Annotated in this window: 26 protein-coding genes; 7 read left to right on the top strand and 19 right to left on the bottom strand. The window is 59.7% G+C overall.

Annotation, left to right across the window (positions count from 1 at the left end; all coding sequences use genetic code 11):
- The first annotated feature begins 39 nt into the window (after positions 1-39).
- Positions 40-774 carry a class I SAM-dependent methyltransferase gene (locus AC5SEO_RS14815; protein ID WP_003512256.1) on the top strand — a complete coding sequence of 245 codons (735 nt, stop codon included), beginning with the start codon at positions 40-42 and terminating at the stop codon, positions 772-774.
- 31 nt (positions 775-805) lie between these two features.
- Here AC5SEO_RS14815 and AC5SEO_RS14810 read toward each other — a convergent pair whose 3' ends face one another.
- The 4 genes from AC5SEO_RS14810 to AC5SEO_RS14795 form a co-directional block, all read right to left on the bottom strand.
- On the bottom strand, positions 806-1,648 hold the full coding sequence (locus tag AC5SEO_RS14810; protein ID WP_003512258.1) for an MOSC domain-containing protein: 843 nt from the start codon (positions 1,646-1,648) through the stop codon (positions 806-808).
- 10 nt (positions 1,649-1,658) lie between these two features.
- Positions 1,659-2,303: an HD domain-containing protein gene (locus AC5SEO_RS14805; protein WP_003512260.1), complete on the bottom strand. Its 645-nt coding sequence runs from the start codon at positions 2,301-2,303 to the stop codon at positions 1,659-1,661.
- Positions 2,300-5,071: a DUF2339 domain-containing protein gene (locus AC5SEO_RS14800; RefSeq protein ID WP_174068155.1), complete on the bottom strand. Its 2,772-nt coding sequence runs from the start codon at positions 5,069-5,071 to the stop codon at positions 2,300-2,302. Before AC5SEO_RS14800 ends, AC5SEO_RS14805 begins: the two co-directional genes overlap by 4 nt.
- Positions 5,072-5,312: 241 nt before the next feature.
- Entirely contained in the window at positions 5,313-6,866 is a 1,554-nt protein-coding gene (locus AC5SEO_RS14795; protein WP_065658293.1) for a VOC family protein, read from the bottom strand.
- Between the two features lie 293 nt (positions 6,867-7,159).
- On the opposite strand from AC5SEO_RS14795, the gene AC5SEO_RS14790 reads away from it, so the two are divergent.
- The 3 genes from AC5SEO_RS14790 (at position 7,160) to AC5SEO_RS14780 (ending at position 9,895) form a co-directional block, all read left to right on the top strand.
- Positions 7,160-8,203 carry an ABC transporter substrate-binding protein gene (locus AC5SEO_RS14790; RefSeq protein WP_174068156.1) on the top strand — a complete coding sequence of 348 codons (1,044 nt, stop codon included), beginning with the start codon at positions 7,160-7,162 and terminating at the stop codon, positions 8,201-8,203.
- Between the two features lie 88 nt (positions 8,204-8,291).
- Entirely contained in the window at positions 8,292-9,080 is a 789-nt protein-coding gene (locus tag AC5SEO_RS14785) for an ABC transporter ATP-binding protein (RefSeq protein WP_174068157.1), read from the top strand.
- Positions 9,077-9,895: an ABC transporter permease gene (locus tag AC5SEO_RS14780; protein ID WP_003512280.1), complete on the top strand. Its 819-nt coding sequence runs from the start codon at positions 9,077-9,079 to the stop codon at positions 9,893-9,895. Before AC5SEO_RS14785 ends, AC5SEO_RS14780 begins: the two co-directional genes overlap by 4 nt.
- Before the next feature lie 117 nt (positions 9,896-10,012).
- Here AC5SEO_RS14780 and AC5SEO_RS14775 read toward each other — a convergent pair whose 3' ends face one another.
- The 9 genes from AC5SEO_RS14775 to AC5SEO_RS14735 all read right to left on the bottom strand — a co-directional run bounded on the left by AC5SEO_RS14775 (position 10,013) and on the right by AC5SEO_RS14735 (position 16,170).
- Positions 10,013-10,696 (bottom strand): metal-binding protein ZinT, encoded by a 684-nt coding sequence (locus AC5SEO_RS14775; RefSeq protein ID WP_174068158.1) that lies wholly within the window; start codon positions 10,694-10,696, stop codon positions 10,013-10,015.
- Between the two features lie 200 nt (positions 10,697-10,896).
- On the bottom strand, positions 10,897-11,718 hold the full coding sequence (locus AC5SEO_RS14770; protein WP_019565366.1) for a mechanosensitive ion channel family protein: 822 nt from the start codon (positions 11,716-11,718) through the stop codon (positions 10,897-10,899).
- Positions 11,719-11,797: 79 nt separating this feature from the next.
- On the bottom strand, positions 11,798-12,316 hold the full coding sequence (locus AC5SEO_RS14765; RefSeq protein WP_019565367.1) for a tyrosine phosphatase family protein: 519 nt from the start codon (positions 12,314-12,316) through the stop codon (positions 11,798-11,800).
- Positions 12,313-12,948 (bottom strand): HD domain-containing protein, encoded by a 636-nt coding sequence (locus AC5SEO_RS14760; RefSeq protein WP_003512289.1) that lies wholly within the window; start codon positions 12,946-12,948, stop codon positions 12,313-12,315. Before AC5SEO_RS14760 ends, AC5SEO_RS14765 begins: the two co-directional genes overlap by 4 nt.
- A gap of 2 nt (positions 12,949-12,950) precedes the next feature.
- On the bottom strand, positions 12,951-13,799 hold the full coding sequence (ygfZ, locus tag AC5SEO_RS14755; RefSeq protein ID WP_174068159.1) for a CAF17-like 4Fe-4S cluster assembly/insertion protein YgfZ: 849 nt from the start codon (positions 13,797-13,799) through the stop codon (positions 12,951-12,953).
- A gap of 190 nt (positions 13,800-13,989) precedes the next feature.
- The gene (locus AC5SEO_RS14750; RefSeq protein WP_174068160.1) at positions 13,990-14,757 is read right to left on the bottom strand and encodes a hypothetical protein; all 768 of its coding nucleotides are present in this window, start codon (positions 14,755-14,757) and stop codon (positions 13,990-13,992) included.
- Between the two features lie 14 nt (positions 14,758-14,771).
- On the bottom strand, positions 14,772-15,029 hold the full coding sequence (locus AC5SEO_RS14745; RefSeq protein ID WP_003496894.1) for a hypothetical protein: 258 nt from the start codon (positions 15,027-15,029) through the stop codon (positions 14,772-14,774).
- Between the two features lie 105 nt (positions 15,030-15,134).
- Positions 15,135-15,575 carry a TIGR02301 family protein gene (locus AC5SEO_RS14740; RefSeq protein WP_003512294.1) on the bottom strand — a complete coding sequence of 147 codons (441 nt, stop codon included), beginning with the start codon at positions 15,573-15,575 and terminating at the stop codon, positions 15,135-15,137.
- Between the two features lie 178 nt (positions 15,576-15,753).
- The gene (locus tag AC5SEO_RS14735) at positions 15,754-16,170 is read right to left on the bottom strand and encodes an NUDIX hydrolase (protein WP_003512297.1); all 417 of its coding nucleotides are present in this window, start codon (positions 16,168-16,170) and stop codon (positions 15,754-15,756) included.
- A gap of 106 nt (positions 16,171-16,276) precedes the next feature.
- Between AC5SEO_RS14735 and AC5SEO_RS14730 the strand changes: the two genes are divergently transcribed.
- Together AC5SEO_RS14730 and AC5SEO_RS14725 are read left to right on the top strand one after the other, a co-directional pair.
- The gene (locus AC5SEO_RS14730) at positions 16,277-16,600 is read left to right on the top strand and encodes a YnfA family protein (RefSeq protein ID WP_026330795.1); all 324 of its coding nucleotides are present in this window, start codon (positions 16,277-16,279) and stop codon (positions 16,598-16,600) included.
- Positions 16,601-16,610: 10 nt separating this feature from the next.
- Positions 16,611-17,372, top strand: coding sequence for an SOS response-associated peptidase (locus tag AC5SEO_RS14725; protein ID WP_174068161.1), 762 nt, complete (start codon positions 16,611-16,613; stop codon positions 17,370-17,372).
- Between the two features lie 74 nt (positions 17,373-17,446).
- Here AC5SEO_RS14725 and AC5SEO_RS14720 read toward each other — a convergent pair whose 3' ends face one another.
- From AC5SEO_RS14720 to AC5SEO_RS14695, 6 genes are all read right to left on the bottom strand, one after another.
- A complete protein-coding gene (locus AC5SEO_RS14720; protein ID WP_013635817.1) occupies positions 17,447-18,739 on the bottom strand; it encodes a GGDEF domain-containing response regulator in 1,293 nt (430 codons plus the stop codon).
- 402 nt (positions 18,740-19,141) lie between these two features.
- Positions 19,142-19,273, bottom strand: coding sequence for a hypothetical protein (locus tag AC5SEO_RS14715; protein ID WP_003496883.1), 132 nt, complete (start codon positions 19,271-19,273; stop codon positions 19,142-19,144).
- A gap of 172 nt (positions 19,274-19,445) precedes the next feature.
- The gene (gene pssA / locus AC5SEO_RS14710; protein WP_003512304.1) at positions 19,446-20,315 is read right to left on the bottom strand and encodes a CDP-diacylglycerol--serine O-phosphatidyltransferase; all 870 of its coding nucleotides are present in this window, start codon (positions 20,313-20,315) and stop codon (positions 19,446-19,448) included.
- Between the two features lie 23 nt (positions 20,316-20,338).
- Complete coding sequence (locus AC5SEO_RS14705) at positions 20,339-21,037, bottom strand: phosphatidylserine decarboxylase (protein ID WP_003512305.1); 699 nt, start codon at positions 21,035-21,037, stop codon at positions 20,339-20,341.
- 164 nt (positions 21,038-21,201) lie between these two features.
- Positions 21,202-23,088 (bottom strand): ABCB family ABC transporter ATP-binding protein/permease, encoded by a 1,887-nt coding sequence (locus AC5SEO_RS14700; RefSeq protein WP_112959005.1) that lies wholly within the window; start codon positions 23,086-23,088, stop codon positions 21,202-21,204.
- A 109-nt stretch (positions 23,089-23,197) separates the two neighbouring features.
- Positions 23,198-25,201: a LysM peptidoglycan-binding domain-containing protein gene (locus AC5SEO_RS14695; RefSeq protein ID WP_174068162.1), complete on the bottom strand. Its 2,004-nt coding sequence runs from the start codon at positions 25,199-25,201 to the stop codon at positions 23,198-23,200.
- A gap of 156 nt (positions 25,202-25,357) precedes the next feature.
- On the opposite strand from AC5SEO_RS14695, the gene AC5SEO_RS14690 reads away from it, so the two are divergent.
- Positions 25,358-25,978 (top strand): LOG family protein, encoded by a 621-nt coding sequence (locus AC5SEO_RS14690; RefSeq protein WP_065688176.1) that lies wholly within the window; start codon positions 25,358-25,360, stop codon positions 25,976-25,978.
- Positions 25,979-26,046 lie beyond the last annotated feature (68 nt).

Genomic DNA, 26,046 nt, shown 5'->3' with positions numbered 1-26,046 from the left:
ACACTCAGGTGAAATGCCATCGGGCAAGGTGAGGCAACGATGAAGCAGAATATTTACGACGACCCGCAGTTTTTCGAGCGCTACAGCGCCATGCCACGCTCTCTGGAGGGTCTGCGTCAGGCGGGCGAATGGCATGAGCTGCGCGCCATGTTGCCAACGCTGAAAGACAAGACAGTTCTTGATCTCGGTTGCGGTTTTGGCTGGCATTGCCGCCATGCCGTAGAGCAGGGCGCGGCGCATGTCGTCGGGGTCGATCTGTCGGAAAATATGCTGCGCCGCGCCGCCGAGATAAACGGCGGCCCCGGCATCGAATATCGCCGCGCCGCGATCGAGGACATCGATTTTGCGCCGGAAAGCTTCGATCTGGTACTGAGCTCACTCGCTCTGCACTACGTCCGCGACCTCGATGCGGCATTCGCGAGAGTTTTCTCCGTGTTGAAATCCGGCGGTGACTTTGTCTTTTCCATCGAGCACCCCGTGTTCACGGCGCTGGACAAACAGGACTGGTTCTACGGCGAAGATGGCGAAATACTGCACTGGCCGCTCGATAACTATCAGAACGAGGGCGTGCGCCATTCCAACTGGATGGCGGATGATGTCGTCAAATATCACCGCACGGTGTCAGGCATTCTCAACGCCCTGCTGACTTCAGGCTTTGCGATCACGCGGCTCGCGGAACCGAGGCCCGATCCCGCCCTGCTGGCGGAGCGGCCGGAGATGAAACACGAAGACCGCCGTCCGATTTTCCTGATCGTCGGTGCGAAGAAGCCTTGATACGAGATCGTGAGATGCATCGCCCGACAGCTTAACGCCTCTTGATCGCCCAGCCGTCCGGCCGTTCCTCGACTACCTTTGCCACATCGCCAACAGCTAGCCTGCCTTTGCCGCGCGGTGTGACATTCCAGCCGAAGAGCGGGCCGGGCACGCGCCGGTCGCCGGACATGCGGATGCGGCCCATGGCCTTCATGGGGGAAGGTACATCGCGCGAGCCGGTGATCTGGTCCTGTGTCGTCATGATGCAGCGGGCGCAGGGCTTGACGAGGTCGAAACGAATGCCGCCGATCTCGATCGCCGCCCAGCGATCCTCCGCCCACGGCTCGTCCGTTTCCAGCACGATATTGGGCCGGAACCGCTCCATGCCGACGGCGTCCTCGCCATTTGCACGCATATTGTCGTTAAGGGCTGCAAGTGAAGCGGTGGTGGTGACGAGTATCTGGTAACCGTCCGCAAAGGTGACGGGCGTTTCGTTGCCGGTCCATTCGAGGCTCGCGATGCGTTTTGCGATGTCGTCGAAGAACACCAGCTTCACCTCGCGCCCAAGCCACTCAGACAATGTGTCGTTGGTTTCGCTATCGGCGATATTGGCGCTGACGATCGATTTCCACACGGCCACATCCATGCGCTGCCCGGAAGGCCTGGCGAAAATCTTGCCACCTGCTTCCCGCGAAAGCACCATGCCGCCATCCGCGTGCTGTGCCAGAACCGTGGCAATATCAGGCAATTCGCGCTGGGTGATGAAGTGGCCCGAGGGGTCGGTCAGCATGGCGCGCCGGTCGCCGGGCAGGCCTTCCGCCGAAACATCACTTTTCGAGAGGACTATGCCGCGCGCGCTTTTCAGCGGGTAGATGTTGAGTTCGGTCACACGCATTCAGGTCTCCTCAGATTTCGTCGAGAAACAGGCCCAGCACCTGTTTCAGCCGCTCATGGCGGGCCTTTGCCAGTTCTCGCCCGGTTTCGGTGCGGAAACCATCCGCAAGCTTGAACAGCTTGGTTTCGAAATGGTCGATGGCAAAGGCGCGATCATCAAGCGGACGGTCCTTGGCCAGCGGATCGGCCGGGTCGTAAAGCGCCGAGCCCATGCGTCCGGCAATGTAAAAGCAGCGCGCCGCTCCCACCATGCCGATGGCGTCCAGCCGGTCGGCATCCTGAAGGATCTTTGCCTCCAGCGTCTGCGGCTCGATATTGGCGGAAAAACTATGTGTGGTGATGGCATGCGCGGCGGCGTCAATATCGGCCTGACGCCAGCCAAGCCCGGCCAGAATGCCGGAGGCTTTTTCCGCCGCAAGGCGTGAGGCCTGCGCGCGAAGCGGCGAGTTCTTCTCCACCGCCACGCAATCGTGCAAAAGCACGCTGGCCGCAAGCACCGTGCCATCGCCGCCTTCGCCCGCATGGATGCGCATGGCGTTGCGGAAGACGCGGTGGATATGGGCAAGATCGTGCGAGCCGTCGCCCGCATCGGCGGCATGCGGGATAAGGTCCTGCGCAAGCGCCTCATAGGGCGCAAAAGCCTCAGCCGGGATCATGTCTTCGGCTGCCGGGTGAGGATTTTCTGATAGAACAGACCGATACCGATCAGCACGGCGCCAAGCCCGATGAAGGACAGCGCCCGCAGAACGCCCTCAAGATTGCTCATGTCGATCAGGAATGCCTTGGCGACGGAGATCAGCACGAAGGCGGCGGATGCCAGACGCAGGCTGCGGGCATTGAAGCGCGAACCGACGATGAGCAGCAATACGCCGATCAACAGCCAGACCACCGAGTAGCTGTAGGTCTCGCCCTGCAGGAAGCCTTTCCAGTTGGCAATGTTTTCACCCTGCCAGAAGCGGCGGACCGAAAGCGTGGCCCAGGCAAAGCCAAGTGCGGCACCCGCCACGGCCAGCAGGCTGACATAGGCTGCAGGCCGCTTGCCGCGTGCGTAATAGGCAAGGCCGCCATAGGCAAGCGCCGGCAGCAGGTAACCGATCAGCAGCAAATTGAGGAACGGGATGCGGCCGGTATTTTCGCCGATGAAATAGGGGTTCAGCGTGAAGAAATGCATCACCAGCACGTTGATGACGGCGATAACGCCTGCAATCATCGAGCCGTAACGGAAGACGGGGCTGGGGCTCTTCAAATCGAGCGTCATCAGTACGCCTGAAAAACCGATGGTCAGCAGCGTATAGATCGACTGTTCGCCAAGCGTCGGCACGCTTTCGTCCAGTGTGCCGCCATTCATCGCATGGCGGATGAGGATTGCGACCGCCAGCAGGCCCATCAGGCTGGCGATAGCCTGCAGGAAGTTCTTTGCCCGGAAGCCCGGCCAGTCGCGCAGCATCCAGGCGGAGACGATAGCTAGCAGCGCCGGAATGCCGTAACCCGGCAGAAGCGCGTTGAAGACCGGCGTGAGCCCAAGATTTTGCGGCCCGACGATGGTCGGCTCCCAAGCGATGCGGCCAAGAACGGCAACACTTGCCACCGCCATAACCCAGGGCAGCACATCCCAGTTGCGCTGTCGGGTTGCCAGCACATAACCGAAACCGATGACGGAAAGCAGTATGGTTGTCGTAAGCCCCTCAGTCAGCGTGTGCAGGCTTAGCGCGAATGCGGCAAAGGAGCCAAGCACGAGGATGTTGAGCGGCTTGCGATAGGCCTCGTTGTTTTGTCGGTGCAGCCATTCGGCAGCGGAGATCAGCAGGAAACCGAGGCCGAGGCCATAGGCTGCATGCAGCCAGTCACGACCGAGATTTCCATATTCGACGAAGCTCGCGGTTCCGAGCCAGACCGGGAAGAGAGCTGCAATCCCCGCCCAGAGCTGGGCGAAATCCGGATCGTCCGCGCCCTTGCGTTTCAGGAAGGAAAAACCGCAGAGCAAAAGAATGGCGCCAAGACCAAGCGCCATGGCGATTTCAGCCATGTAGCCGGTTCGCACCGGCGGCAGCGCAATCGAGGTATCGTTGATGATGCCGATAAAATCGAGCCCGGAGCGAGACATCACCGAGACCGCAGCCTGCGCGCCAAGTGCTGCGATAATGGCGGGCCAGACCGCGTTGCGGCGGGAAGCACCAAGGGCAGCCAGCCCTGCGATGAGCGCTGAGACAATCACGGCCGGATGAAGGTCGATGCCGGCGCCGATGACGAGAAAGCTGAATGCCGGCAGGATCACGGCCATTGAGACGGTGAGATTGATGGCAAGCGACGGGCGCAGCAAAAGCCGCATGGCGCGAACGGCGCGCCGCCCGGAAGTTACGGTTTCTCCCGTTTCGGCAGGTGCTGTGTCGAAATAGCGTCCGGGCCAGAGGAAGATCGTACCCGCAAGCATGACGAGCAGCGCAAGGACCGGAGGTGCAGCACTGATCGTGTCGGCGATGGCGATATAGCCGAGCGCCCAGAGGCCGAGACCGGCATTGGCAAGCGAGGGAGCCACGGTCCAGCGCTGCCTGCGCGCAGCCGCCGCCGTTGCCAGCCAGGATATGGTGAGGAAGACGAAGAGCGCCCAGATATTCGGGGTTTCAGTGGAAATCAGCGCAGGCGTCAGCATCGAACCCAAAAGGCCAAGACCGGCGAGCGCCTGCCCGTGCAGAAGTGAAAGGCCAATAGTGGCGAAGGCGACAAGCCCGAGCAGGATGAAAGCGGTGGTGGGGCTTATGTAGTCGTAAATGCCGTAGGCCGCATAAACCACGCCGAACAGCGTCAGTGCACCCGCGGCCGTCAGCACGCCAGGTATCATGGCGTTGGAATAGGTCGTAGCGATGCCCGGCACGGCCCTGCGGCGGATTGCTTCGCCGGCAAGACCGAGACCGAGGCCGAAAATGGCGGCGAGCGAAAGCCGCACGGCCGGGCTCAGGAGCCCAGACTCGATCGAATATTTGATCAGGAAAATGCCGCCGAGCGCCAGCGCCAGCCCACCTGCCCACACTGCCCAGCGTGCGCCCAGCAGACTTTCGAAGCTTTCCTTCGGGGCTGACGCGGATGCGGCCTCAGTGGAAAGCGCACTTGTCTCTTCCGCGCTGGCAAGGTTCTCCGCCGGCGCCATGGCCGCGGCCATTTCGGTTTCGGACGGATATTCCGTTTCGACGAACTCTTCTTCCGGCAAAGCCCGGTTTTCTTCTTCCGCCCTGAAATCCGGGTTTTCCGCGGCTGAATCCGCCTCCGCCTGTGCGGCAAGAGGAGAGGCCGCCCCGGTGGCCATCAGCCGCTTCAGGCCGTTAACCTCACGCTCCAGCGACTTGATGCGGCTTGAATTGCGGATGCTTGCGACCAGCGTATAGATGAAGGCTGCGATGACGGCGAGGATGAGAAACGGGATTTCCAAACAGACTCTCCAATTACTAAGCTGTTTTTAAAGCCGTTTTGGCGAATTTATGCAAGGCTTGGTTGAGGGATGCGGGAGGTTGCCGTTTGTTTCTTCTGCCCGCCGGGGAGACGGTGTCCCGAAGGGTCGGATGAGGGGAAAACGTTGCCCAATCTCACGGCCTTTGCCCCTTATACCGCTGCCGTGGCTTTCTGGCCGGCGGGGGAGACTAAACCACGAGGCAACGCAGTATTGTCAGATGTCACGCCGCAAGCCAGTGCCGTGCCGCTTCGATATCGGCAAACCCAAGATCGTGACCGTCATCGATCATTTGCACTTCTGCCCGCGCGCCGCCGGCCACAAGCCTGCCTTGCACATCTGCCGCTCTGTCGCGATATTTGTCGCGTTCTCCGGCTACGAGCAGGAAGTTGCGTCCGGTAAGATCACTTTCCGGCCATCTATCGAGAATCGGCAACGGGCGATAAAGCAGCGCATCCCCGGCAAGCTCCGGGTAGAGTGCCGCGAAGGCCGCATAGAAATTTGCGCCGTTGGAATGGCCGATGAAGCGCAGCTTAGAGCGATCCAGACCATAGGACCGAATGGCGCCGTCAATGAAGGCGGCAAAGGCTTCCGCTTCCGAGACGATATCCTTCTGGTCGAAGCTGAAATCGGGCAGACGCCGGAACCAGCGGGCGATGTCTTCCTCCGTGCTGCGGCCACGGACGCCGAGAAGCGTGGCGCCCGGAGCAGCGCGGTGCGCCAGCGGCATCAGGCTGGTTTCACTGCCGCCGGAACCGTGCAGCAGGATGATGGTGCTGCCATCCGGCTTTTCGGGCGTATAGAAGCGGTGCACGAAGGGCAGGTCGCGATAGACGATACGTTCTTCGCCCGGCATCGAAAATTGCGGCAGCGCAACGCGCACATCCGCTTCGTCCTTCATGAAGAGTGGCGGGATGAACAAATTTTCGCCGAGTGCCTCCAGCGGTTCGTCCACGGTCATGCCGGGAGCGTCGGTCGCCATTTCAATCAGCACGCCGCCCGGTTCGCGGACATAAAGCGAGTGGAAATATTTCCGGTCGTGGGCATTCGTGGTGCTGGAATTCAGCGATTTCAGCTCGGCCAGAACCGCGTTCAACTCTTCCAGATCCTTCGCGCGGAAAGCGATGTGGTCAACAGTGCCGGTGCCCGGGGCGCTGGACCAGAAGCCGGTCGCGTCGCGCACGTCGATGATGTCGCCGCTTTGCGATACGAGCCGGCGGATCGCGCCTGTCTGGCTTTCCTGCCGGTATCCGAAATATCTTGTAAGGAACGCCACGGTTTCTTCCGGCACCTCGCTCAGCATCGTCGCACCATAAATCCGGCGAATGGCGTCTTCTGCCGGGATGTCGTTTGTCACATGCGGAGTGGCGTCGGCGAAGGCGTTCGTGCCGACCAGCTTGACGATCAGGCCGTCAGGGTCTTTCAACCGGATGACAGGGGTTCCGAATTCGTCGGATGGGCCCTCCGCGCGGATGCCGAATTTCAGCGCGCGCGTCAGCCAGAAACCAATGCTGGCAGGGTCGATCGCCAGTGAAACTTCCAGCGTCTGGCCATAACCCACGCGGCCCTGCCCACCGTCTTCCCAGACGAGGAAGGTCAAAAGCGAGCCGGGCGAGGCGTTTCCGTCGCCGTAAAGCAGGTGAAGCTGCATGGCATCTTCAAAACCGGCAGTGCGTTTGACAAGCCTTAAGCCCAGAAAGCCGGCGTAAAAATCGACATTCGCCTGCACCTTCCGGGTGATCATCGTGATGTGGTGTATGCCCAGTGCAGAATTCATCGTGCCGTCCCCGCCGTTTTGCCTGCTGTTTGTGGCCCTATTTGTCCCACGCTGCGCCTGATCCGCAACCCCGGCAAGTGAGAACGCTGTGTTCGCTGCGTGAACGATATTACTGTCGCTTCGTTGCATGCGGGGATGGGCAAAAATCGGGCTTTTTGCCTGCCGGTTGACCAAGAATGCCTTTAAAATAAGCATACAAAATAACGGCTATTTTGTATGCAATTTTATCTTGCCTTGATGGCTGGAATTGGGTCTTATGCAACCAATCCAACCATAACCATCAGGGGGAACAGATGATATTAACGCGTAGGTTGTTGTCGAGAGCTCTGGCCATTGCTGCAGTCGGTGCCGCTGCCGGGCTGTCGCTGCCGGTAACGAGCGCCCATGCCGAAACGCCGGTGAAATTCACGCTCGACTGGAAATTCGAGGGACCTGCAGCAGGTTTCCTGCTGGCGTTGGACAAGGGATACTTCAAGGCCGAAGGCCTCGACGTGACGATCGACAGCGGTAACGGCTCGGTGGAGGCTATTCCGCGCGTGGCAACCGGCGCTTACCAGATGGGTTTCGGCGACATCAATTCGGTGATTAAGTTCCTCGATGAGGATCCGAGCCAGAAGGTCAAGGCCGTTTACATGGTCTATGAACGCCCGACATTTGCCGTCGTCGGCCGCAAGTCGCTTGGTGTCACTGGCGACCCGAAGTCGCTGGAAGGCAAGAAGCTCGGCGCGCCGCCGCCGGATGGCGCTTTTGCGCAATGGCCAGCCTTCAAGCAGGTCGCGGGGCTGGACGACAGCAAAATCAAGATCGAATCGATTGGCTTTCCGGTGCGTGAGCCGATGCTCGCCAAGGGTGATGTCGACGGCGTCTTCGGTTTTGCCTTTTCGGTGATCCTCAACCTGAAAAAACAGGGCATTGCCGATGACGATATCTCGACCATCCTGATGGCCGAGCATGGCTTGAATCTTTATGGTAATGCCGTGCTGGTAAACACTGATTTTGCTGAGAAAAACCCTGATGCCGTCAAGGGTTTCCTCAAGGCGTTGGCCAAGGGCTTCGCCGATTCCCTCAAGACCCCTGAAGAGGGTGTGGCGGCCGTGCTCAAGCGTAACGAGACGCTTGACAGCGCGATTGAGCTGGAACGCCTCAACATGGCCAACAGCATGAACATCAAGACGCCCTATGTGGTGGAAAATGGCATGGGCGGCGTCGATCCGGCCCGGCTTACTGCCTCCCTCGAGACCCTGAAAGTTTCCATGGGTCTGAAAGGTAACGTCAAGGCAGAGCAGGTCTTCGACGCGGCTTACCTGCCGCCCAAGGAAGAGCGCATGCTTCCCTGATTGATGTCACGGCGACCGCGCGGATCGCTTGCCGGTCCGGGCGGTTTGCAATTTTTAAATAGCATGGGGGGCTGAAAAGGGGACTGCGATGTCACATCTCGTGGAAATAGACAATGTCGACATGCGTTACGGCGGGGCGGCCGGAACGCTGGCTATATCCGGCCTCAACCTGACGGTCGACAAGGGGGAATTCGCTGCTGTCGTCGGCCCGTCGGGCTGCGGCAAGTCGACCCTGATGAAGCTGGTAACGGGGCTGCACATTCCGCAAAAGGGCAATGTCATCGTTGCCGGTCGGCAGGTCACGGAACCGGTGTCCATTGTCGGAATGGCATTTCAGAACCCGACGATGCTGCCCTGGCGCACGACGCTCGAAAATATCCTGCTGCCGCTGGAGATCGTCGAGAAACACCGCCGGCGTCTGCGCGCGCATAAGGCCGAATATGTCGCCAAAGCCGAACGCCTGCTGGAAATCGTCGGCCTCAAAGGCTTCGGCTCGAAATTCCCCTGGCAGCTTTCCGGCGGCATGCAGCAACGCGCCAATCTCTGCCGCGCATTGATCCACGAGCCGGACCTTCTCATGCTGGATGAGCCCTTCGGCGCGCTCGACGCCTTTACCCGTGAGGAACTGTGGTGCGTCATTCGTGATCTGCATACGGCGCAGCGGGTTACCATCATTTTGGTGACGCACGATCTGCGCGAAGCGACCTTTCTCGCCGACAAGATTTTCGTGATGAGCGCAAGGCCGGGCCGCGTGCTGGCGGAACACCGCGTGCCTTTTGCGCGACCGCGCCAGCTGGATATCATGTATGACAAGGGTTTCAACGACATGGTGCAGGAACTGCATGGCGAGATAGCGCAGGCGAGGGTCGCGGCATGAGTGCGTTTGTGGAAAGCAGCATGGCAACCGCGCCGTCGAAACCGCTGATCGCCCGGGTCAACTGGGTGAAGGCCGCCCCCTGGCTCTATACGCTGGCGCTGTTTGCAATGTGGGAATTGCTGGTCTACGCGCTGAAAATGCCGCCAACCATTCTGCCATCGCCCGTGCGTGTGGGGCAGGCCATCGTGCAATATTGGTCGCCGATCTGGAAGAACTCACTGCAGACGCTCTATACCACCACGCTCGGTTTTGCGATCGCCGTCGCGGCGGGTCTCGCCATCGGCCTCTTTATCGGCTGGTCGAAAACCATCTATGCCGGGCTTTATCCGCTGATGATCGGTTTTAACGCCATCCCCAAAGTGGCGCTGGTGCCGATCCTCGTCATCTGGTTCGGCATCGGCACTGTTCCTGCGGTTCTGACTGCGTTCCTGATTTCCTTCTTCCCCATCGTCGTCAACGTCGCGACCGGTCTGGCCACCATCGAGCCGGAAACGGAGGACGTGCTGCGCGCACTTGGCGCCAGGAAGATGGATATCATGCTGAAGGTCGGCATTCCGCGCTCCATGCCTTACTTCTTCGGCTCGCTGAAAATCGCCATCACGCTCGCCTTCGTCGGCTCGGTCGTATCGGAAACCGTCGCCTCCAATTATGGCCTCGGTAATATGATGAGTTCGGCGCAAAGCCAGTTCAACGTGCCACTGGTCTTTGCCGGTCTGTTGATGCTCGCCGTGGAAGGTATCGTCATGTATGCGATCATGGCCTGGCTCGAAAAGCGCATGACAGGTTGGGCGCATCGCTCGACCATGGGGCAGTGAGCGGGGAAAGGGCCGTATCAACTCGCATTGGTTGCCTTCTCCCCACTGGGGGGAAGGCGAAATCGTGACAATTCAAGGTTTGGCCACAGGCTGCGGAAAACCAGGAAGAGTGCGGTCTTAATGCGCCGCCATTTCCTCGACGATCTCAGGGCCATCCATCTGGAACGGATAATAGGTTGGCCAATTGGTCACCTCGTCCAGAAGGGCCTTGCGGTCATTGCCCCAGTAGAGGTGGTAATGGCCGGCTTTTTTAGGCGCGATGGTGTGATCGCTGAACTGGATGAATTGCGGTGCATCCGCATCGCCGCCGGTCTTTTTGAAGATGTACCGCACGCCGCGATTACCCTTCTTGTAGGTCAGGATTTCCTGGCCGTCGCTGACATAAGTGCCTTGCGTTGGTTTGCCTTCCTTATAAAACGCTACGTTGTCGCCCTTGATGGTGATGCGATTGACATCCGTTTTGTAGCCAATTTCGTAATAGGCACGATATTCGGCTGCTGTCTTGTCGCCGTGGGCTGCCTTCTCCGCCATGATCCCATCGAGAGAACCATTCAGCAGATAGGGATAGACTGACTGCCAGTCACCTTCCCAGTCTGAAAGCATGCGTGGCTTCACATGCGCATCCTCGAAGTAACCCTTGTAGATCTGTTTCTCGGCTTCGGTCTGGCCATGGCTGTGATCGTGGCTGTGACTATGCGCGGTGGACGTCTTGTCTTTTCCGGCCGCCAGTGCCGGGGCTGTCATCAGCAGCATGGAACCGATTGCAAGCGCGCCGGTGACGCGGGTGATGGTTTTTTGCATTCTTCTGGCCCTTATGTGGTTATAAATCGAAGGGTAAGTTATGTAATAACATTACGCATAGGGCGTATAAACACGTCCTTCGCCAGACGCAAGAGCGCCTGCCGCCACCCTTGCGCGAAAAATGGTGAAAGCCGGCTCAGGGCCGGCTTTCATATGGGAAAAAGTTGTATGGAGAAGGGAGCGGCTGGGACGCTCTCAATTCACGCGGTTTGTGCGGTTAATTCCGCCTTGCGCTCATCGAAAGCGAGCTTCATTGCCTTCGTCACGTCGCGCGTGGTTGCGAAGTAGTTGTCGCTGCGCGCCCAGTAGCGCAATTTCACGGTGGCGCTGTCGGCGCTGACCGAATCCACGAAGGTAACGGGTGCGGGGTCCAGAAGTACCCGGCTTTCCGAGCGCACCACACGCATCAGCATGTCCTGCGCCGCAGCCAGATCCTCGTCGCTCTTAACCGTCAGGCTCAATTCGTGGCGGCGTGAGGGAAAGCGGCTGTAATTGGTGATCGGCACGTTCCACAGGGTGGAGTTTGGCGCAAGGCGGTAAAGCCCATCGCTGGTTTTAAGCTCGGTCGCAAACAGGCCGATTTCGATCACCGTGCCGCTCACGGCGCCAGTCTCGATATATTCGCCAACCCGGAAGGGACGCAGCACCAGAAGCATGATGCCGGCGGCGATGTTCTGCAATGTGCCCTGAAGCGCCAGGCCGATGGCGAGGCCGGCAGCGCCGAGTGCCGCAAGAATGGAGGCCGTCTGTACACCAAACTGGCCAAGCACCATGACCAGCACCAGAATAAGCACCACGTAACGGATGGCACCCGCAAAGAAACCGGCAAGCGTCGCATCGAAGCCGCGGATGCGGGACAGACCCTGAAAAGCCCAGCGCTGCAGGAAAGTCGCGGCCAGCCAGCCGATGATCAGAAGCAGAAGCGCACCGATGATCGAAAAGGAATATTGCACCGCCAGCGTGCTCGCCTGCCGTACCGCTGCCTGCGATGCGACGATGATATCCGTTGCCTGTTGTTCCATGAATTATCCCGTGATTCTTATTGCTGTTCTACTTTGGTAACGACTGGATGCCGCAGGGGTTCCGCCAAAAACGGAGCCGTCAGTTGGAGAGAGGCAGCACGAAGGGTACGTTGCCGTCCGTATCCGCGCCCCTGCCGATCGTCTTGATTGCCGCCACCAGCCTGCCATCCCGCCCAAGCAACCGGTCCCCGATTGCGATGATGCGGGCATTGGGGGTGGCGTAAGGTGAGGCGGTGCGCAGGCTGAGCGCAAGCGCCATCTCGTCCTGATCCGGATAAAGGCTGAGTGCTGCAATGACGGCTGCGGCAGGAGAGCGCGACACGCCCATCCAGCAATGGATGAGAAGCGGTGCGGACTGGTCCCATTCGCGGGCGAAATCGATCAGCCGCAGCACATGCGCATCGTCAGGCGCGATGAGATCGCCGGTGCCCTTGAAGCTGATGTCGTTCATCGCAAGGGTCAGGTGCCTTTCGGCTGAGATCACCGCCGGGCGGTGAAAGGTCTGCTCCTTTGCTATCAGCGTCACCATTTCACGGGCTTTGTGCTTCACGGCCATTTCCGCGATCCGCGACAACGGCGATACGACGATCGAAGTCATTTAACCCCTCCAGCCGCGTTGCCGGTTTTGACCACGCGCATCGCCTCGATCGCCTCGAAGCGTTCAACGAACCGCTTCTGCGCCTCGGTCGAGGGAAGCGGGATAATGTCGAACATATCGCGGGTGATGCCGCGCGGCAGGCCGAAGAATTTCTGTGCCTCGGCAATGGAAAAACCGGCAAGCTCCGTCGCCTCGAAAAAGGCGGCAACCGTATCGGCTTTCTTGATGCGGTCCTTCAATTCGCGCGAGGCATGCGGCGGCAGGCCAAAGCGCAGATGCACGGCCGCTTCCAGCCTTTTCTCCACGGTTTTATAACCGCCGCCGACCACGGATTTGAACGGCGATATCATGTCGCCGATGACATATTCCGGGGCGTCGTGCAAAAGCGCCATCTGCATATCGTCGGGCGTCGCATTCGCACATATGCGGCAGAAAATGTTTTCGACGATGAGGCTATGCTGGGCGACGGAGAAGGCATGATCGCCGCGCGTCTGGCCGTTCCAGCGGGCGACGCGGGCAAGACCATGGGCGATATCGGCGATTTCTACGTCGAGCGGTGAGGGGTCGAGCAGGTCGAGCCGCCGTCCAGAAAGCATGCGCTGCCAGGCTCGCGGACTTTTAGCGGGCGCCACGCCTATTCCTCCGCCTGTACCGCAGGATCGACGACGGGGAAGGAGATGCCGCTCCAGGCCGGCAAGGCTACAGTAACGGGAACATTCTCGGCAATGAGCGGCGTGGCGGAGGCGAGCGCATCGGCAACGCGGTCTGTCCGCACGATGGCAAGTCCCGTGTTGCCGCAAACGGTTCCAAGCGCCCCGACCGGTTTCCCATTGGCGGTGATTTCGGTTCCGGTTGCGGGAAGCGCGCTTTCAGCCGAAACGGTGACGACCCGCCTTCTTGCCGTGCCGCGATGTTTCATGCGCGAGACGACTTCCTGACCGACGAAGCAACCCTTTTTGAACGAGACGCCGTCATTCACATCCATCAGCACATCATGCGGAAAAGCATCCTGCAACGCGTAATCCCGGCCGGATTCGGCAATTCCGTACTCAATGCGCAGGGCATCATATGCCGTTATGTCGCCCGAGGCCGAAGCACCCGGCACGCGGAACAGATTGATGCCGGCCTTGGCGAAACGGCCGTCCTTCGCGCCCGCCTCCGGCACGCTGTCGCTCCAGAAAACGCTGACGCCTTCTATCGGTTCGGCCTTGAGATCGACGGGCGCGCGCAGCTTGTACATGGTCAGGCGGCGCAGCAACGCATCCTGTTCGGCAGCGCCCGACTCGATCAGATAATCCGGCCCATCGCGCGCGATCAGGAAATCGAACAGGATCTTGCCCTGCGGCGTCAGAAGTGCCGAGGCGCGCGCCTCGCCTTGCGGCAGGTTTTCAACATCGGCCGTGATCAGATTGTTCAGAAACTCTTCGGCACCCGTGCCGGAAACTCTGATCAGGCGGCGGTCGGCAAGAAAGGCGGAAGGCATGGCATCACCGTTCGGTTCATTGAAAGCATTTCCGGCCAGGGTCGCTGAGGGCTGCCCGAGGCAATCTGCAGAAATGCTCTCTTTTTGTTTTCGCGCAGTTTCCTTTGCAGAACCGCGACGCGCTTCTGCTGAATTGCTCATGCCGCACAGTTAGGATTTTTGCAAAAGAACGGCAAGCACCGCCGCGCGATCAATCGCCGGCGGTGAAGAACTTCCACTTGCCATCGGGCGATATGCCGATGCGGTAAAAGCTGTAATTACCGTATTCCTGCATATCAGCCAGATCGCCCGCCGTGATGATGCGCAGCAGCTCGACCTTTTCCGGCGCGGTCAGCGTATTCAGCGGCTTTCCGGAGAAATAGGGGAAAACATAGGCTTCATCCGGGGTGCCGGCGTCGACATGGGCATAACCCGTGGAAAGCAGATCGATGATGATCGCCAGCACTTCCAGACCGTCGGGGTCGCCAGAGTAGCTTTTCAGCGCTGCGATCGGGTCGTCGCTGTCATTGCCGTCGATACGGAACTGCTTGTCGCTGGCGGCGATGAAAGGCCGCAGTTTTTCGATATCGCCCGAAGAGGCGGCGTCGATGATCTGCTGGCGAAGCTTGCGCACAGCTTCCGGCGCCTTTGAAATATCATGCTCGATCACGACCGACATTTCCGGCGTGTTGCCCGGCTTGGCCGGTTGCTGGGCCGATTGACCGGCGGAACGGTCGACCAGAGGGTCGGGAAGGGGAATGCCGTCCGAATCACCTTCGATCTCGTCGGGCTCAGGAGCCTGGGGCCGTTGCGGCTGTTCGCCACTTTGGGCTTGCGGCTCGCCTTCGGTATTTTGTGCGGGTTTCAGCTCGGAAAGCGCAAAGGCGCGGCTGGGCAAGCCAATGGACCCGGCGGTCAAGGCAGCCAAGATGGACAGCATGGCGGAAGAGCGCAAAAGCCCCTTGCTCAGGCAAGACATGACAGACCCCGACTTTACTGTATCACGCGCTGCGGGGAAAATTCGCCTTCAAGCATGCGCTGGCGCAGCGATTCCAGCATTGCTTCAGCACCGGCTTCGCCGTGCATACGGATGGTTTCGCGCATGGCCAGAGCGATTGCGGCATCGGCGATGATCTCCGGCTCGATGCCGTCGGCCATGCCGTCAGCCCATGCCTCGTTCTGGTGTTCCAGAGCGACCTGCATCTTTTCATGCACGATCATGTCGTCGATTTCGTTACGGCTCGTCTGCATTTTTCATCCTCGACAGGGCGGGCAAGTCCTTACCATCCTGTTAACAACACTAGCAGCCTTTTATCAAAACGGCACGGGCTGCGGCGAAAAGAGGTTAACAATCCGCTAATTTCCGAACCTGGACGCAATTTCCTGGGCGAGTGTTGCCCCTTCGTTACGGTAGCCCTCTTCTGCCATGACGGCGGCGCGTGTGCAACTGCTGTGGATGGCCGCAAAGGAACGATATCCACGGTTGAATGCAGCCGTCATGCGCTGGCGCCTTTCAGGTTCGTTGGCCGTATCGGCCGCCAGAAGATCGCTCATCGATTTGCGCCAGTCCTCCGGACCGGAGGAAGGGCACAGGGTTCTCAGATATTGCACCGCCCCCAATATCTCCGACAGCCGTGCCAGCCTGTCGTCATAGGGAGCGGGTTTGGGCGGTTGTGCTTCCGGCGGGCGAACCTCACTGGAAGCAGCCTTCGAAGGCTGCGCATGAGCGACGCCGTCTTGCCCGGCGGGTACAAGCATGGTCAGGAAAAAAGACAGGAAAATGGTTGGCCGTATCAAAATTTTATTCTGCCCCACACATACTCGTGAACACCCGGCGGGCGGATTGGTCCTAAAGCCATCGCGGTCTTTCAGACCGCCCCGTCAGCTTTAGGTCTATATCATGTCGTTATCGCAAAACTGCTGCACAGTGTTGCGCGACATCCTCTAGATAATAGCGATTCTGCCTGGCTGGCAATCATGCAAGCAGCCGCTCGGCGCATTCGACGACGCTTTCCGGTGCCGGCAACCGGCGGATTTCCGACAATGTGAACCAGCCTGCATCCGCCGCGTCGTCGGCCGCCGTCACCGCCGGGTCCGCGTCCGTTTCCACGGTAAAGACGGAGAGGAAATAGTGGCTCGTCAGCGCACCTTCGGGGTCGCGCGACGGCAGGTCATAGGTCGCAAACAGCTGCGGTTTACGCGCGACGATACCGGTTTCCTCCTGAAGTTCGCGCAGCGCCGTCTCGGCTGGCGTTTCACCCTCTTCGCCGCGCCCGCCCGGAAATGCGAACATGTCTTTCGACGGCGGATTTATACGGCGCACGAGCAGAAGCCGATCTCCATTCCGGACGATGGCGGAGGAGGCGGGGCGGGGCTTGATACGAAGGGTCATGAATGGTTTCGCTTGTTTCAGCCGTCTTGGGCCTGTCTATATTGGTCCGGGAATACCGATGGTATATTCGGGAATCGGATCGATTGTGCACGCAGAAGACGGTGGAATGAAGGTCTATCTTATTTATGCCCTGGCGGCTGTTGCGGAAATCGCCGGTTGCTTTTCCTTCTGGGCCTGGCTGAAGCTTGGCAAGACGGGCTGGATATTGCTGCCAGGCATGCTGGCGCTCGCCGCTTTCGCCTGGGCTTTGACGCTGGTGCCGACCGAGACCGCGGGCAGGGCCTATGCCGCCTATGGCGGGATTTACATTGCCGCATCGCTTCTCTGGCTCTGGGGTGTTGAGGGGCAAGTACCGGATAGATGGGATATCGCTGGCGGTGCGGTCTGCCTCGCGGGCACGGCTATCATTTTATTCGGTCCCCGGGCCTGAGGAGCAGACAATGTGCGGACGTTTCGTGCTCAAAGCGACACCGGAAGAGATTGCCGATTATCTTGACCTGATCGGCCTTGAAGATTTTCCCGCCCGTTTCAACATCGCGCCCACACAGCCGATCCTGATCGTGCAGGAGGGTGAACGGCAGGAGCGCGGCAGTAACCTGCCCAACCGTCGGGCCATGCTGGTACGCTGGGGTTTTCTGCCCGGCTGGGTCAAGGACCCGAAGGATTTCCCCCTGCTCATCAATGCGCGTTCGGAAACGGCCATCGGCAAGGCATCCTTTCGCGCCGCCATGCGCCATCGCCGCGTGCTGGTGCCTGCCACCGGCTTTTACGAATGGCGCCGCGCGCCGAAGGAGGAGGGCGGCAAGCCGCAGCCCTATTTCATCCGCCCGAAGAACGGCGGCATCGTCGCCTTTGCCGGCCTCATGGAGACGTGGTCTTCCGCTGACGGGTCCGAGGTCGATACCGGCGCAATCCTAACCACCGCTGCCAACGCCGCGATCGGCCGCATTCACGACCGTATGCCGGTGGTAATCGCGCCGGAGGATTTCAGCCGCTGGCTGGATTGCAAGACGCAGGAACCTCGTGAGGTGGCCGACCTGATGCGCCCGGTTCAGGATGATTTTTTCGAGATGATCCCGGTATCGGACAAGGTCAACAAGGTCACCAATGTCGGCGCTGACCTTATCGAGCCGGTGCCGGAAAGCGCGCCGCTCGCGAAAATCAGGCTACCTAAGGATGATGGCCAGATGTCATTGTTCTGATGTGCTTGCTGGCATTTGAGGCTGGTCATCGCGGATCGACCCGGTCACTCCACAGTTGCCCATCCTGCGCCGTCTTACCCGTTTCGCCCGATTTTCTGCAGGCCTTCCTGGATCATGATGTCGGAATAGACGCGGTTGCGGCCGTTCGCCTTGGCGAGGTAGAGCAGCTGGTCTGCGGCATTGAGCTGATTGTCGAAGGGTTCGCCCTTTTCGATTTCCACGACGCCGAGCGAAATCGTCAGCGCCAGGCTGCTGCCGCTCAGCTGGCGGCCGTTCTTTTCGACGGCGCCGCGCAGCTCTTCGCAGAATTGATAGGCGGCATGCGCATTGAGCCCACGCAGGAACACGGCGAATTCCTCGCCGCCAAGGCGCGCGGGAATGTGGCGCTGCTCATGGCACATGTCGTGCAGCAGTTCGGCAAGCTTCTTCAGCGCCCTGTCGCCGGCATCATGCCCCAGCGTGTCGTTGATCTTCTTGAAATGGTCGATGTCGAGAATGGCGACTGCGCCGTTCTCGTCATTGTCGTTGATGACGTCCATCAGTGCCCGCGTACGCTCGAAGAAGGAGCGGCGGTTCGGCAGACCGGTCAGATGATCCCGCTCTGCCAGTTCACGCAGCCGTTTCAGCTGTTTCAGCGTTTCGATATTGTTGTCGATGCGGCACTGCAATTCTTCCGGCACGAAGGGACGGTAGACGAAATCCGATGCCCCGGCCTTGAGGAAGCTTGCCGAAAGCAGCCGGTCCGTGGAGGACGAGATGCCGATGACCCGCAGGTCTTCCGAGGAACGGCTGTCGCGGATGCGGCGCGTCAGCTCGTAGCCGTCCATGTCAGGCATATGGTAATCGGTGATGACGAGCTGAATCGATGGATCCTGCGACAGGATTTCCAGCGCCTGCTTGCCCGAATGGGCTTCGCTGACCCTGAAATTCTGCCGTTCGAGGATTTCCACGAGGCCGGAACGCGCCGTCCGCACGTCATCCACTACCAGCACGGAAAACAGTCTGTTGGTCAAAATCCGGTCGACCGTTTTCACCACGGCATCAACGGTGCGATGGCCATCCTTGACGATGTAGTCGATGATCTTCTTTTCGGCGTAGCGCTTGCGCGCCTCCTCATCCACCGTGGCGGTGAAGACGATCGCCGGCACCTTGTGGTCGGCAAGAAGTGCGAGAATTTCACCCTTCGGCGCATCGGGCAGATTGAGACCGGTGAGTGCCAGCGTGAAATCATGGGCGCGCAGCAGAATATCGGCCTGCGCCATGCTGTCACAATGGATCACTTCGGCTGGCGTTTCCTCCGAAAGCCGCGACTTCAGCAGCATGGAAAGAGCAACGGAATCTTCAATCAGAAGGATTTTATCCTGCATGCCGTATGAAGCCCCCCATGGCCCGTCTTCGTTGGTTTTCCCGCAACATCCGAATTGGTCCGATACCGCCTGTCAACGGCATCGAAAATCGGCCTTATTCGCTGTAGCAGGAAGAATCGCTAAAGTAGAAATTTTTTTGATGCTCAGTAGTCGATGCGAGACTATCCGTACAGTCGTCCCGTGGAAGTCGAATACTTTACTTCGTTTTGGTTGCAGCTTCGTTACAGATCGGGAAGTTTTATAAAACAGGCCGGTTACGCGGTTCTCGATGGGGGCCGTACAAACGGAGACGGCGCTAATATTAGCGCCGCACATTTATCCGGATGTTTTTTCGCATTGACCGTTACCATCGCAAAGTCTGCGAGGCCTTGGATGCTGTGCTTTCAAGAAAAGCGAATTTTTTCAAGCGGTTTTGGCGGCGGGCTTGCGCTTCAGCATCAGGGCTGCGGCCGCAACGGCCTTCAGTCCGAGCGGTCGGTAGTGGCTGTTGAGGTCGGGCTTCGCCTGCGGCTGTGCCTTCGTCTCGTTCGTCATTTCTCTTTCTCCACAATTCACGTCAATCGCCGTTTCGATGCGTGTGAGCTACTTCTTTCGGGGGTAATCTTGACGGATTCGAGGCGAAAGAAAGCGAAGCCCGCTTTTCGGGCTGCGACATTTTGTGTCACATCAAACGACGGTTCGTGGGAGAAAAATAATACCTGCGGTTTCAAATACCGCGATCGAGGCCGTTGCCGCCATTGGCATCGTCATGCGCGTCTTCCTCAATCGTCAGCGTGCCATAACGGCGGTGCCAGAGGCGGGCGCTGATGGGGATGAACACGAGATAGGCAGCAACCGTTAGAACCAGTACCTCCCAGGTGAAGCTCATCAGCATCGCGACGTAAAGCACGACGACGAGGATCATCGGCAGCACCAGATCGCGGCGAATGCGGCTGGTACCTGACTTCCCCGACCAGACCGGCAGGCGGCTGATGAGAAGATAACCGATCAACACGGTGTAGGCGGCGGCGATATAGGCAAAGGGCTTGCCCGGCTCGACACCAAGGAAGCCGAGATAAACAGGCAGAAGCACCAGCATGGCGCCCATCGGGGCCGGAACGCCCACGAAAAATTCGTTCTGCCACGGCGCCTTCACCGGGCGCTCGATCATGACGTTGAAGCGCGCCAGACGAAGGCCTGCGGCAATCACGTAGATGAGGGCGGCGATCCAGCCTATCGAACGCGCCTGATCGAGCATATAGATATAGACGACGAGGGCAGGGGCGACGCCGAAATTGACGATGTCGGCCAGACTATCCATCTGTTCGCCGAATTTGGATGTCGCCTTCATCATCCGGGCGATGCGCCCGTCGATGCCGTCGAGGAAGGCGGCAAGGAGCACCATGCCCACGGCCAGCTCGAACCGACCTTCAATGGCGAGGCGCACGCCGCTCAGGCCCGCGCAGATGGCCAGAACGGTGATGAGGTTGGGTATCACGAGGCGAAAGGGAATTTCCCTCAGGCGCGGCCCACGGCCGCTGTCGTTGCGGCCCTCATGTTTTCCGTTCTGTTGCGGCTCCGAGATCGGCGTTTCCATGGCGCATGCCCTTCCTGTTTTCGTCAGCCGCGACGGCTAAGGACCGGACCCTTGGCGGAGCCGAACTCGGCCAGAACCGTTTCGCCGGCAATTGCCGTCTGGCCCACCGAAACGCGCGGCTGAAAACCTTCGGGAAGGAAGATATCGAGGCGCGAACCGAAACGGATAAGACCGAAACGCTCGCCGGCATCAACTGGTTCATTCGGCTTGACCCAGCAGACGATACGGCGGGCGACCATGCCGGCAATCTGCACCACGCCAACCTTGCCATGCGCTGTCTCGATGACGAGGCCGTTGCGCTCATTGTCTTCTGAGGCCTTGTCCACTTCCGCATTGAGGAAGAGGCCGGGGCGGTAGGCGACATTGACGATACGACCGCGCACGGGCGCGCGGTTCACATGGCAGTTGAACACGTTCATGAACACCGAAATGCGCACCATCGGCTCCTTGCCGAGTTCCAGCTCCAGCGGCGGAACGACGGTCTGGATGGCGGACACCTTGCCATCGGCAGGGCTGATGATCAGGTCGTCATCCTGCGGCGTCACGCGCTCGGGGTCGCGGAAGAAGTAGGCGCACCAGGCCGTCAGCACCAGACCGACCCAGAACAGCGGTTCGGATATCCAGCCGAGCACCAGCGATGCCACGAAGAAGGCGGCCACGAAGACGTAGCCTTCCTTGTGGATCGGTACGATGGTGTTGCGAATGGTGTCGAACAGATTCATAAGTTTCCTTGCTCCGGTTTCCGCCTGCCGCGTCTTTATATGGTCGTGATACGACATCATCCATACGGGCATGCGACAAAGTTCGCTTAGCTGGTTACAGCCAAACTCCCCGCCCGGCAATGGTCCGGTTGGTGTGCCGCCCTGTTGTCAGGGGTTTATGCCCGTCAATGCGCGGGTTCGCCGCGGTCAACAACGCCAAGATCGTCGGTTTCGCGAACATGGCGCAGCATTTCCTCTGCCCGGATGGCTTCGCGCTGGCGGCTCCACATCGAGGCATAAAGCCCGTTCTGTGCCATCAGCGAGGCGTGGGTTCCGCGCTCGGCGATCAAACCTTCCTTCAGCACGATGATTTCATCAGCGCTGATGACGGTGGAGAGGCGGTGGGCGATGACCAGCGTCGTGCGGTTTTTCGAAACGATATCAAGCGCGCTCTGGATTTCCTGTTCCGTGTGGGTGTCCAGCGCAGAGGTCGCTTCATCGAGAATGAGGATCGGCGGCGCTTTCAGAATGGTTCGGGCAATCGCCACGCGCTGCTTTTCGCCGCCGGAAAGTTTCAAGCCCCGTTCGCCAACCATGGTGGCGTAACCCTCCGGCAGTTTGCTGATGAAGGCGCTGATCTGGGCCGCATCCGCCGCTGCCGTGACCTCCTCGGTCGTTGCCGAAGGGCGTCCGTAACGGATGTTGTAGGCGAGCGTATCGTTGAACAGCACGGTATCCTGCGGCACCATGCCGATCATCGAGCGCAGGCTCTTTTGCGTCACGTCGCGAATGTCCTGCCCGTCGATGGTGACGGCGCCTTCCTGAATATCGTAGAAACGATAAAGCAACCGCGAGATCGTCGATTTTCCGGCACCTGAAGGACCGACGATCGCCACCGTCTTGCCCGCAGGCACATCGAAGGAAATGCCCTTCAGGATCGGTCTTTCCGGATCGTAGGCGAAACGCACGTCGCGAAAGGAAATGGCACCCGGTCCGGCCACAAGCGGCTTCGCATCCGCCCTGTCGGTAACCTCAGCCTCGACTTCAAGAAGTTCGAACATCTGTTCGATGTCGGTCAATCCCTGGCGAATTTCACGATAGACGAAACCGATGAAGTTCAGCGGTACCGAAAGCTGCAGCAGAAGCGCATTGATGAACACGAAATCGCCAATGGTCTGCTCGCCGCGTTGCACGGCCATCGCCGACATCACCATCATGACAGTGGAGCCGATGCCGAAGATCACGCCCTGGCCGAAGTTCAGCCAGCCGAGCGACGTCCAGATCGAGATCGCCGATTTTTCGTAACGCTCCATGGCGACGTCAAAGCGCTTCGCCTCCATCTCCTCATTGCCGAAATATTTGACGGTTTCGAAGTTCAACAATGAATCGATCGCCTTGGTGTTGGCGTCGGTATCGCTATCGTTCATGGCGCGGCGAATAGAGATGCGCCAGTTGCTGGCCCGCACGGTGAACCAGATATAGGCCCAGACGGTGACAACCGTGACCAGCACATAGGAAAAGCCGTAGGAGGTCCAGAAAATGATCGCCGTCAGCAGGAATTCGATGAAGGTCGGTGCGGTGTTGAGAATGGTGAAGCGGACAATGGTTTCGATGCCCTTGGTCCCACGCTCGATAACCCGTGAAAGCCCGCCGGTCTTGCGCTCCAGATGGAAGCGCAGGGAAAGCCGGTGCATATGCACGAAGGTTCTATAGGCGAGCTGGCGCACGGCATGCTGGCCGACGCTGGCAAACAGCGAATCGCGCAGCTGGTTGAGCCCGACCTGTATTAGCCGCGTCAGATTATAGGCGATGACAAGCGCGACAGCACCGAGCAGGAAGGCCGGAACCAGCCCGACCATGTCCAGCTTGCCGTTCAGCGCATCCGTTGCCCATTTGAAGAAATAGGGAACGAGGATCAGCACCAGCTTGGCGATAACGAGAAACGCCGTCGCCCAGATCACCCGCATTTTCAGGTCAAGGCGGCCTTCCGGCCACATGTAGGGCCAGAGGTTGATGAGGGTCTGCGTGGGATTGCTGGAATCCGCGGAAATGGTTTTTTTCTTGGTGGCCATCATTTGCTCCGGGCACTGCCGGAAGCCGACAGCAGGGCGGCGGCTCTGGAAAGCCGCCGTGCTTGTCACAGGTAGGGTTGTTGCGGGGTCACCGCAATGTCTTGAACGATCAGGAACCGCTCTTCAGACGCTTGCGATGAAGTTCTTCCGCATTCGGCAGTGCCTTCTCCGGCACACCGAAAATCTGGCCGGGCTCGATCAGGTCAGGATTTTTGATCTGATCCTCGTTGGCGAGGTAGATCGTGGTGTAACGCACGCCCTGTCCGTAAACGCGGCGGGAAATCTGCCACAGCGTATCGCCGCGGCGGATGATGACGCTGTTCTGGCTTTCGGCAAGCGGCGGCTGCTCGAAGGTCTGCGGACCGGCGGGCGCCTGCGGTGCAGGTGCGGGCGGCGCGATGATGTGGAGGTCGGCAAGGCGGCTTGCCAGCGTGGCGATGCCCTTGCCGATCCCGGCAACGTCGTTCGGCCATGCCTCTATCGATGTCAGCAGCTGACGTGCCTTGGCGGCGATATCGCCGGCAAAGGCGGTAAAGGACGGCTCGGTGCGGGCGGCAGTGCGGAACTCGGAGAGCGACTTGAGGCCGATCACCACGGCGGAGCGGCCGGCAATGGCCTGGTCGAGCGCCGGTGTGGCCTGATCCTTGTAGAGATTGGACAGAATGCCGAAGGCCTTGGCGACATCCGTGCGCAGCTTTTCGAATGCAGCGCGGTCGCTTGCCGTGCTCTGGTTTTCAGCGGGCGCGGTCGTCGTGGCGGCGGATGGCGTTGCGGACGGTGCCTGCATGGCGACGGTTGCCTGGTCGGTCTGCGGGCGCTCGAATGGAACGCGCACGCGGACCTTCACCGTGCCGTCGGCATTCAGCTCTTCGACAGTGATGATATGGCTGCCGACGGAAAGATCGACATTGCCCTCGATGACGAAATGGCCGGAGGCCTCCGTGGTGCTTTTGCCGATTTCCTTGTCGTCGACCAGCGCGCGCACGCTCGAAGCGGCAGGCGCGGAACCCGCAACGAAAATCTTCGAGCCTTCGAATTCGACGGCTGTTACCTGAACGGTCGAAGTCAACGGAGCTGCGGCAGCGGACGGAGCCGGGGTACCAGCGGCAGGCGCGGGCGTCGTGGTGGCGGCAGGTGTTGCCGACTGACCCGGTTGCGCGGCTTGCGGGGGCTGGAGTGCTGAAGGTGCCGCCTCCGGCATTGCCAGCACGCGGCTTGCTTCACCGGGCTTGGACACCATTGCCAAGAGTTCGCCCGCCTTGCCGTTGGGCACGGAAACGGTTGCGACTTCTTCGGATTGCGTTGCCTTGCCGCTGGCGTCGGTCGAGCGCAGCACCAGCTCATGGTCGCCCGGTGGTAGCGGATTGTCAAAAACGGCGGCGAAATCGCCTGATCCGTCGATGGTCGTCTGCGCGATCACCTTGCCGTTGCTCAGAATTTCAAGCCTGGAGCCGGGTTGTGCCTTGCCTGCGACCACAGCCGAACCATCGGGCTCGACGCGAAGCACGTCAAAGGTCGGTGCGCCCGATGGGGCCTGCGCTGCATCGGCGGCAGGAGCGGCGGGTTGGGGCTGCTGTGCAGCACCATCGTCGGTGCCGGTGAAGACGCCCGCCAGACGGCGGACCTGTGCTGCCGCCGCCGCTGCACTATCCGGCAGACCGCGCAGGAAAGCGGTGGTGCGTTCGGCCGCAGTGCGCGCCGTGGTGATGAGGCGCGACGTCGTTTCATCCAGCGTCTCGGGAATTTCGATATTGGTCAGTTCCTTGAGCGATGCCTCGACCTTCTTGCGTGCTGCCGCAAAGTCGGCGTCGGACGGAACCTTGCTATCGGCGAAAAGCGTGGTCAGATCCTTGATCGACTGGGTTGCGGAAGCCGCGAGCCGTCCGACCTTGTCGGCGATATTGGCGGTCTCCTGAGCGGCGTCGGACAGGATGTCTCCCGCCTTGTCGCTGCCCATTTCAACGCTGTTCTTCACTGCGTTGCCCGCTTCGTTGATGGCATCGCCGATCGGTTTGCCGTCATTGGAAATTCTAGGCAGGACGAAAAAGATCATGAGCAGGGACGCGATGCCCAGCACGATCAGTGCCAGCAAACCGGCTTTATTGTTTTTCATCCTGGAATCTCCGGGTATTGTAAGCTTTTTACACGAGTTCAGATTGCTAGCGTCTTACCTTGCCCCAGACAAGCGGCGTGGCCGTAAAAGGCCATATTTGCAAGGGATTTCCCAAATTTTCTTGACGTGTCGCATCCGGCATAGTTCCTTCCCATCATGACGGACAAAAATACAGCGATTCGATCCATCTGCGTTTATTGCGGCTCCCAGCCCGGACGTGACCCGGCTCACATGGAAGCAGGCCGCGCGCTTGGGAAATCCATTGCCGAAAACGGCATTCGCCTAGTCTATGGCGGTGGCACCAAGGGCATCATGGGCGCGGTCGCCAGCGGCGTTCTTTCCAACGGCGGCGAAGTAACGGGTATCATACCGGAATTTCTGGTCGATATGGAGGCTACACGCCATTCTCTCGGACAATTGAACGAGCTTATCGTCACCAAGGACATGCATGAGCGCAAACATATGATGTTTGAGCGCTCGGATGCTTTCGTAACGCTGCCGGGGGGCGTCGGCACGCTGGAAGAGATCGTCGAAATCATGACCTGGGCGCAGCTCGGTCGTCACGCCAAGCCGATTGTCTTCGCCAATATCAACGGCTTCTGGAACCCGATGCTGGAACTTGTGCAGCATATGCGCGATCAGGGTTTCATCCATCGCGCCCATCTTCTGAACCCGCTAGTCATCGATGAGGTCAAGGACATCGTGCCCGCCATCATCGACCGGGCGCTTGCGCAGCAGAACCCGGACGGCGACCCTTCGGTAATTTCCCGTCTCTAGGCATCGAATAAATGTTAACGAGCCGCCTCGCGGTTCGTTACAATTTTAAGTGTATATTAATAGAGATT

The organism is Agrobacterium sp. K11, assembly GCF_059429395.1.
Note: the sequence above shows the minus strand (reverse complement) of the source record. Positions and strands in the feature narration are given on the sequence as shown.

Excerpts from the sequence above, each read along its gene's own strand:
- AC5SEO_RS14815 (WP_003512256.1), top strand. The coding sequence starts at position 40 with ATGAAGCAGAATATTTACGACGACCCGCAGTTTTTCGAGCGCTACAGC.
- AC5SEO_RS14810 (WP_003512258.1), bottom strand. The coding sequence starts at position 1,648 with ATGCGTGTGACCGAACTCAACATCTACCCGCTGAAAAGCGCGCGCGGC.
- AC5SEO_RS14805 (WP_003512260.1), bottom strand. The coding sequence starts at position 2,303 with ATGATCCCGGCTGAGGCTTTTGCGCCCTATGAGGCGCTTGCGCAGGAC.
- AC5SEO_RS14795 (WP_065658293.1), bottom strand. The coding sequence starts at position 6,866 with ATGAATTCTGCACTGGGCATACACCACATCACGATGATCACCCGGAAG.
- AC5SEO_RS14790 (WP_174068156.1), top strand. The coding sequence starts at position 7,160 with ATGATATTAACGCGTAGGTTGTTGTCGAGAGCTCTGGCCATTGCTGCA.
- AC5SEO_RS14785 (WP_174068157.1), top strand. The coding sequence starts at position 8,292 with ATGTCACATCTCGTGGAAATAGACAATGTCGACATGCGTTACGGCGGG.
- AC5SEO_RS14780 (WP_003512280.1), top strand. The coding sequence starts at position 9,077 with ATGAGTGCGTTTGTGGAAAGCAGCATGGCAACCGCGCCGTCGAAACCG.
- AC5SEO_RS14775 (WP_174068158.1), bottom strand. The coding sequence starts at position 10,696 with ATGCAAAAAACCATCACCCGCGTCACCGGCGCGCTTGCAATCGGTTCC.
- AC5SEO_RS14770 (WP_019565366.1), bottom strand. The coding sequence starts at position 11,718 with ATGGAACAACAGGCAACGGATATCATCGTCGCATCGCAGGCAGCGGTA.
- AC5SEO_RS14765 (WP_019565367.1), bottom strand. The coding sequence starts at position 12,316 with ATGACTTCGATCGTCGTATCGCCGTTGTCGCGGATCGCGGAAATGGCC.
- ygfZ (WP_174068159.1), bottom strand. The coding sequence starts at position 13,799 with ATGCCTTCCGCCTTTCTTGCCGACCGCCGCCTGATCAGAGTTTCCGGC.
- AC5SEO_RS14750 (WP_174068160.1), bottom strand. The coding sequence starts at position 14,757 with ATGTCTTGCCTGAGCAAGGGGCTTTTGCGCTCTTCCGCCATGCTGTCC.
- AC5SEO_RS14745 (WP_003496894.1), bottom strand. The coding sequence starts at position 15,029 with ATGCAGACGAGCCGTAACGAAATCGACGACATGATCGTGCATGAAAAG.
- AC5SEO_RS14735 (WP_003512297.1), bottom strand. The coding sequence starts at position 16,170 with ATGACCCTTCGTATCAAGCCCCGCCCCGCCTCCTCCGCCATCGTCCGG.
- AC5SEO_RS14730 (WP_026330795.1), top strand. The coding sequence starts at position 16,277 with ATGAAGGTCTATCTTATTTATGCCCTGGCGGCTGTTGCGGAAATCGCC.
- AC5SEO_RS14725 (WP_174068161.1), top strand. The coding sequence starts at position 16,611 with ATGTGCGGACGTTTCGTGCTCAAAGCGACACCGGAAGAGATTGCCGAT.
- AC5SEO_RS14720 (WP_013635817.1), bottom strand. The coding sequence starts at position 18,739 with ATGCAGGATAAAATCCTTCTGATTGAAGATTCCGTTGCTCTTTCCATG.
- AC5SEO_RS14715 (WP_003496883.1), bottom strand. The coding sequence starts at position 19,273 with ATGACGAACGAGACGAAGGCACAGCCGCAGGCGAAGCCCGACCTCAAC.
- pssA (WP_003512304.1), bottom strand. The coding sequence starts at position 20,315 with ATGGAAACGCCGATCTCGGAGCCGCAACAGAACGGAAAACATGAGGGC.
- AC5SEO_RS14705 (WP_003512305.1), bottom strand. The coding sequence starts at position 21,037 with ATGAATCTGTTCGACACCATTCGCAACACCATCGTACCGATCCACAAG.
- AC5SEO_RS14700 (WP_112959005.1), bottom strand. The coding sequence starts at position 23,088 with ATGGCCACCAAGAAAAAAACCATTTCCGCGGATTCCAGCAATCCCACG.
- AC5SEO_RS14695 (WP_174068162.1), bottom strand. The coding sequence starts at position 25,201 with ATGAAAAACAATAAAGCCGGTTTGCTGGCACTGATCGTGCTGGGCATC.
- AC5SEO_RS14690 (WP_065688176.1), top strand. The coding sequence starts at position 25,358 with ATGACGGACAAAAATACAGCGATTCGATCCATCTGCGTTTATTGCGGC.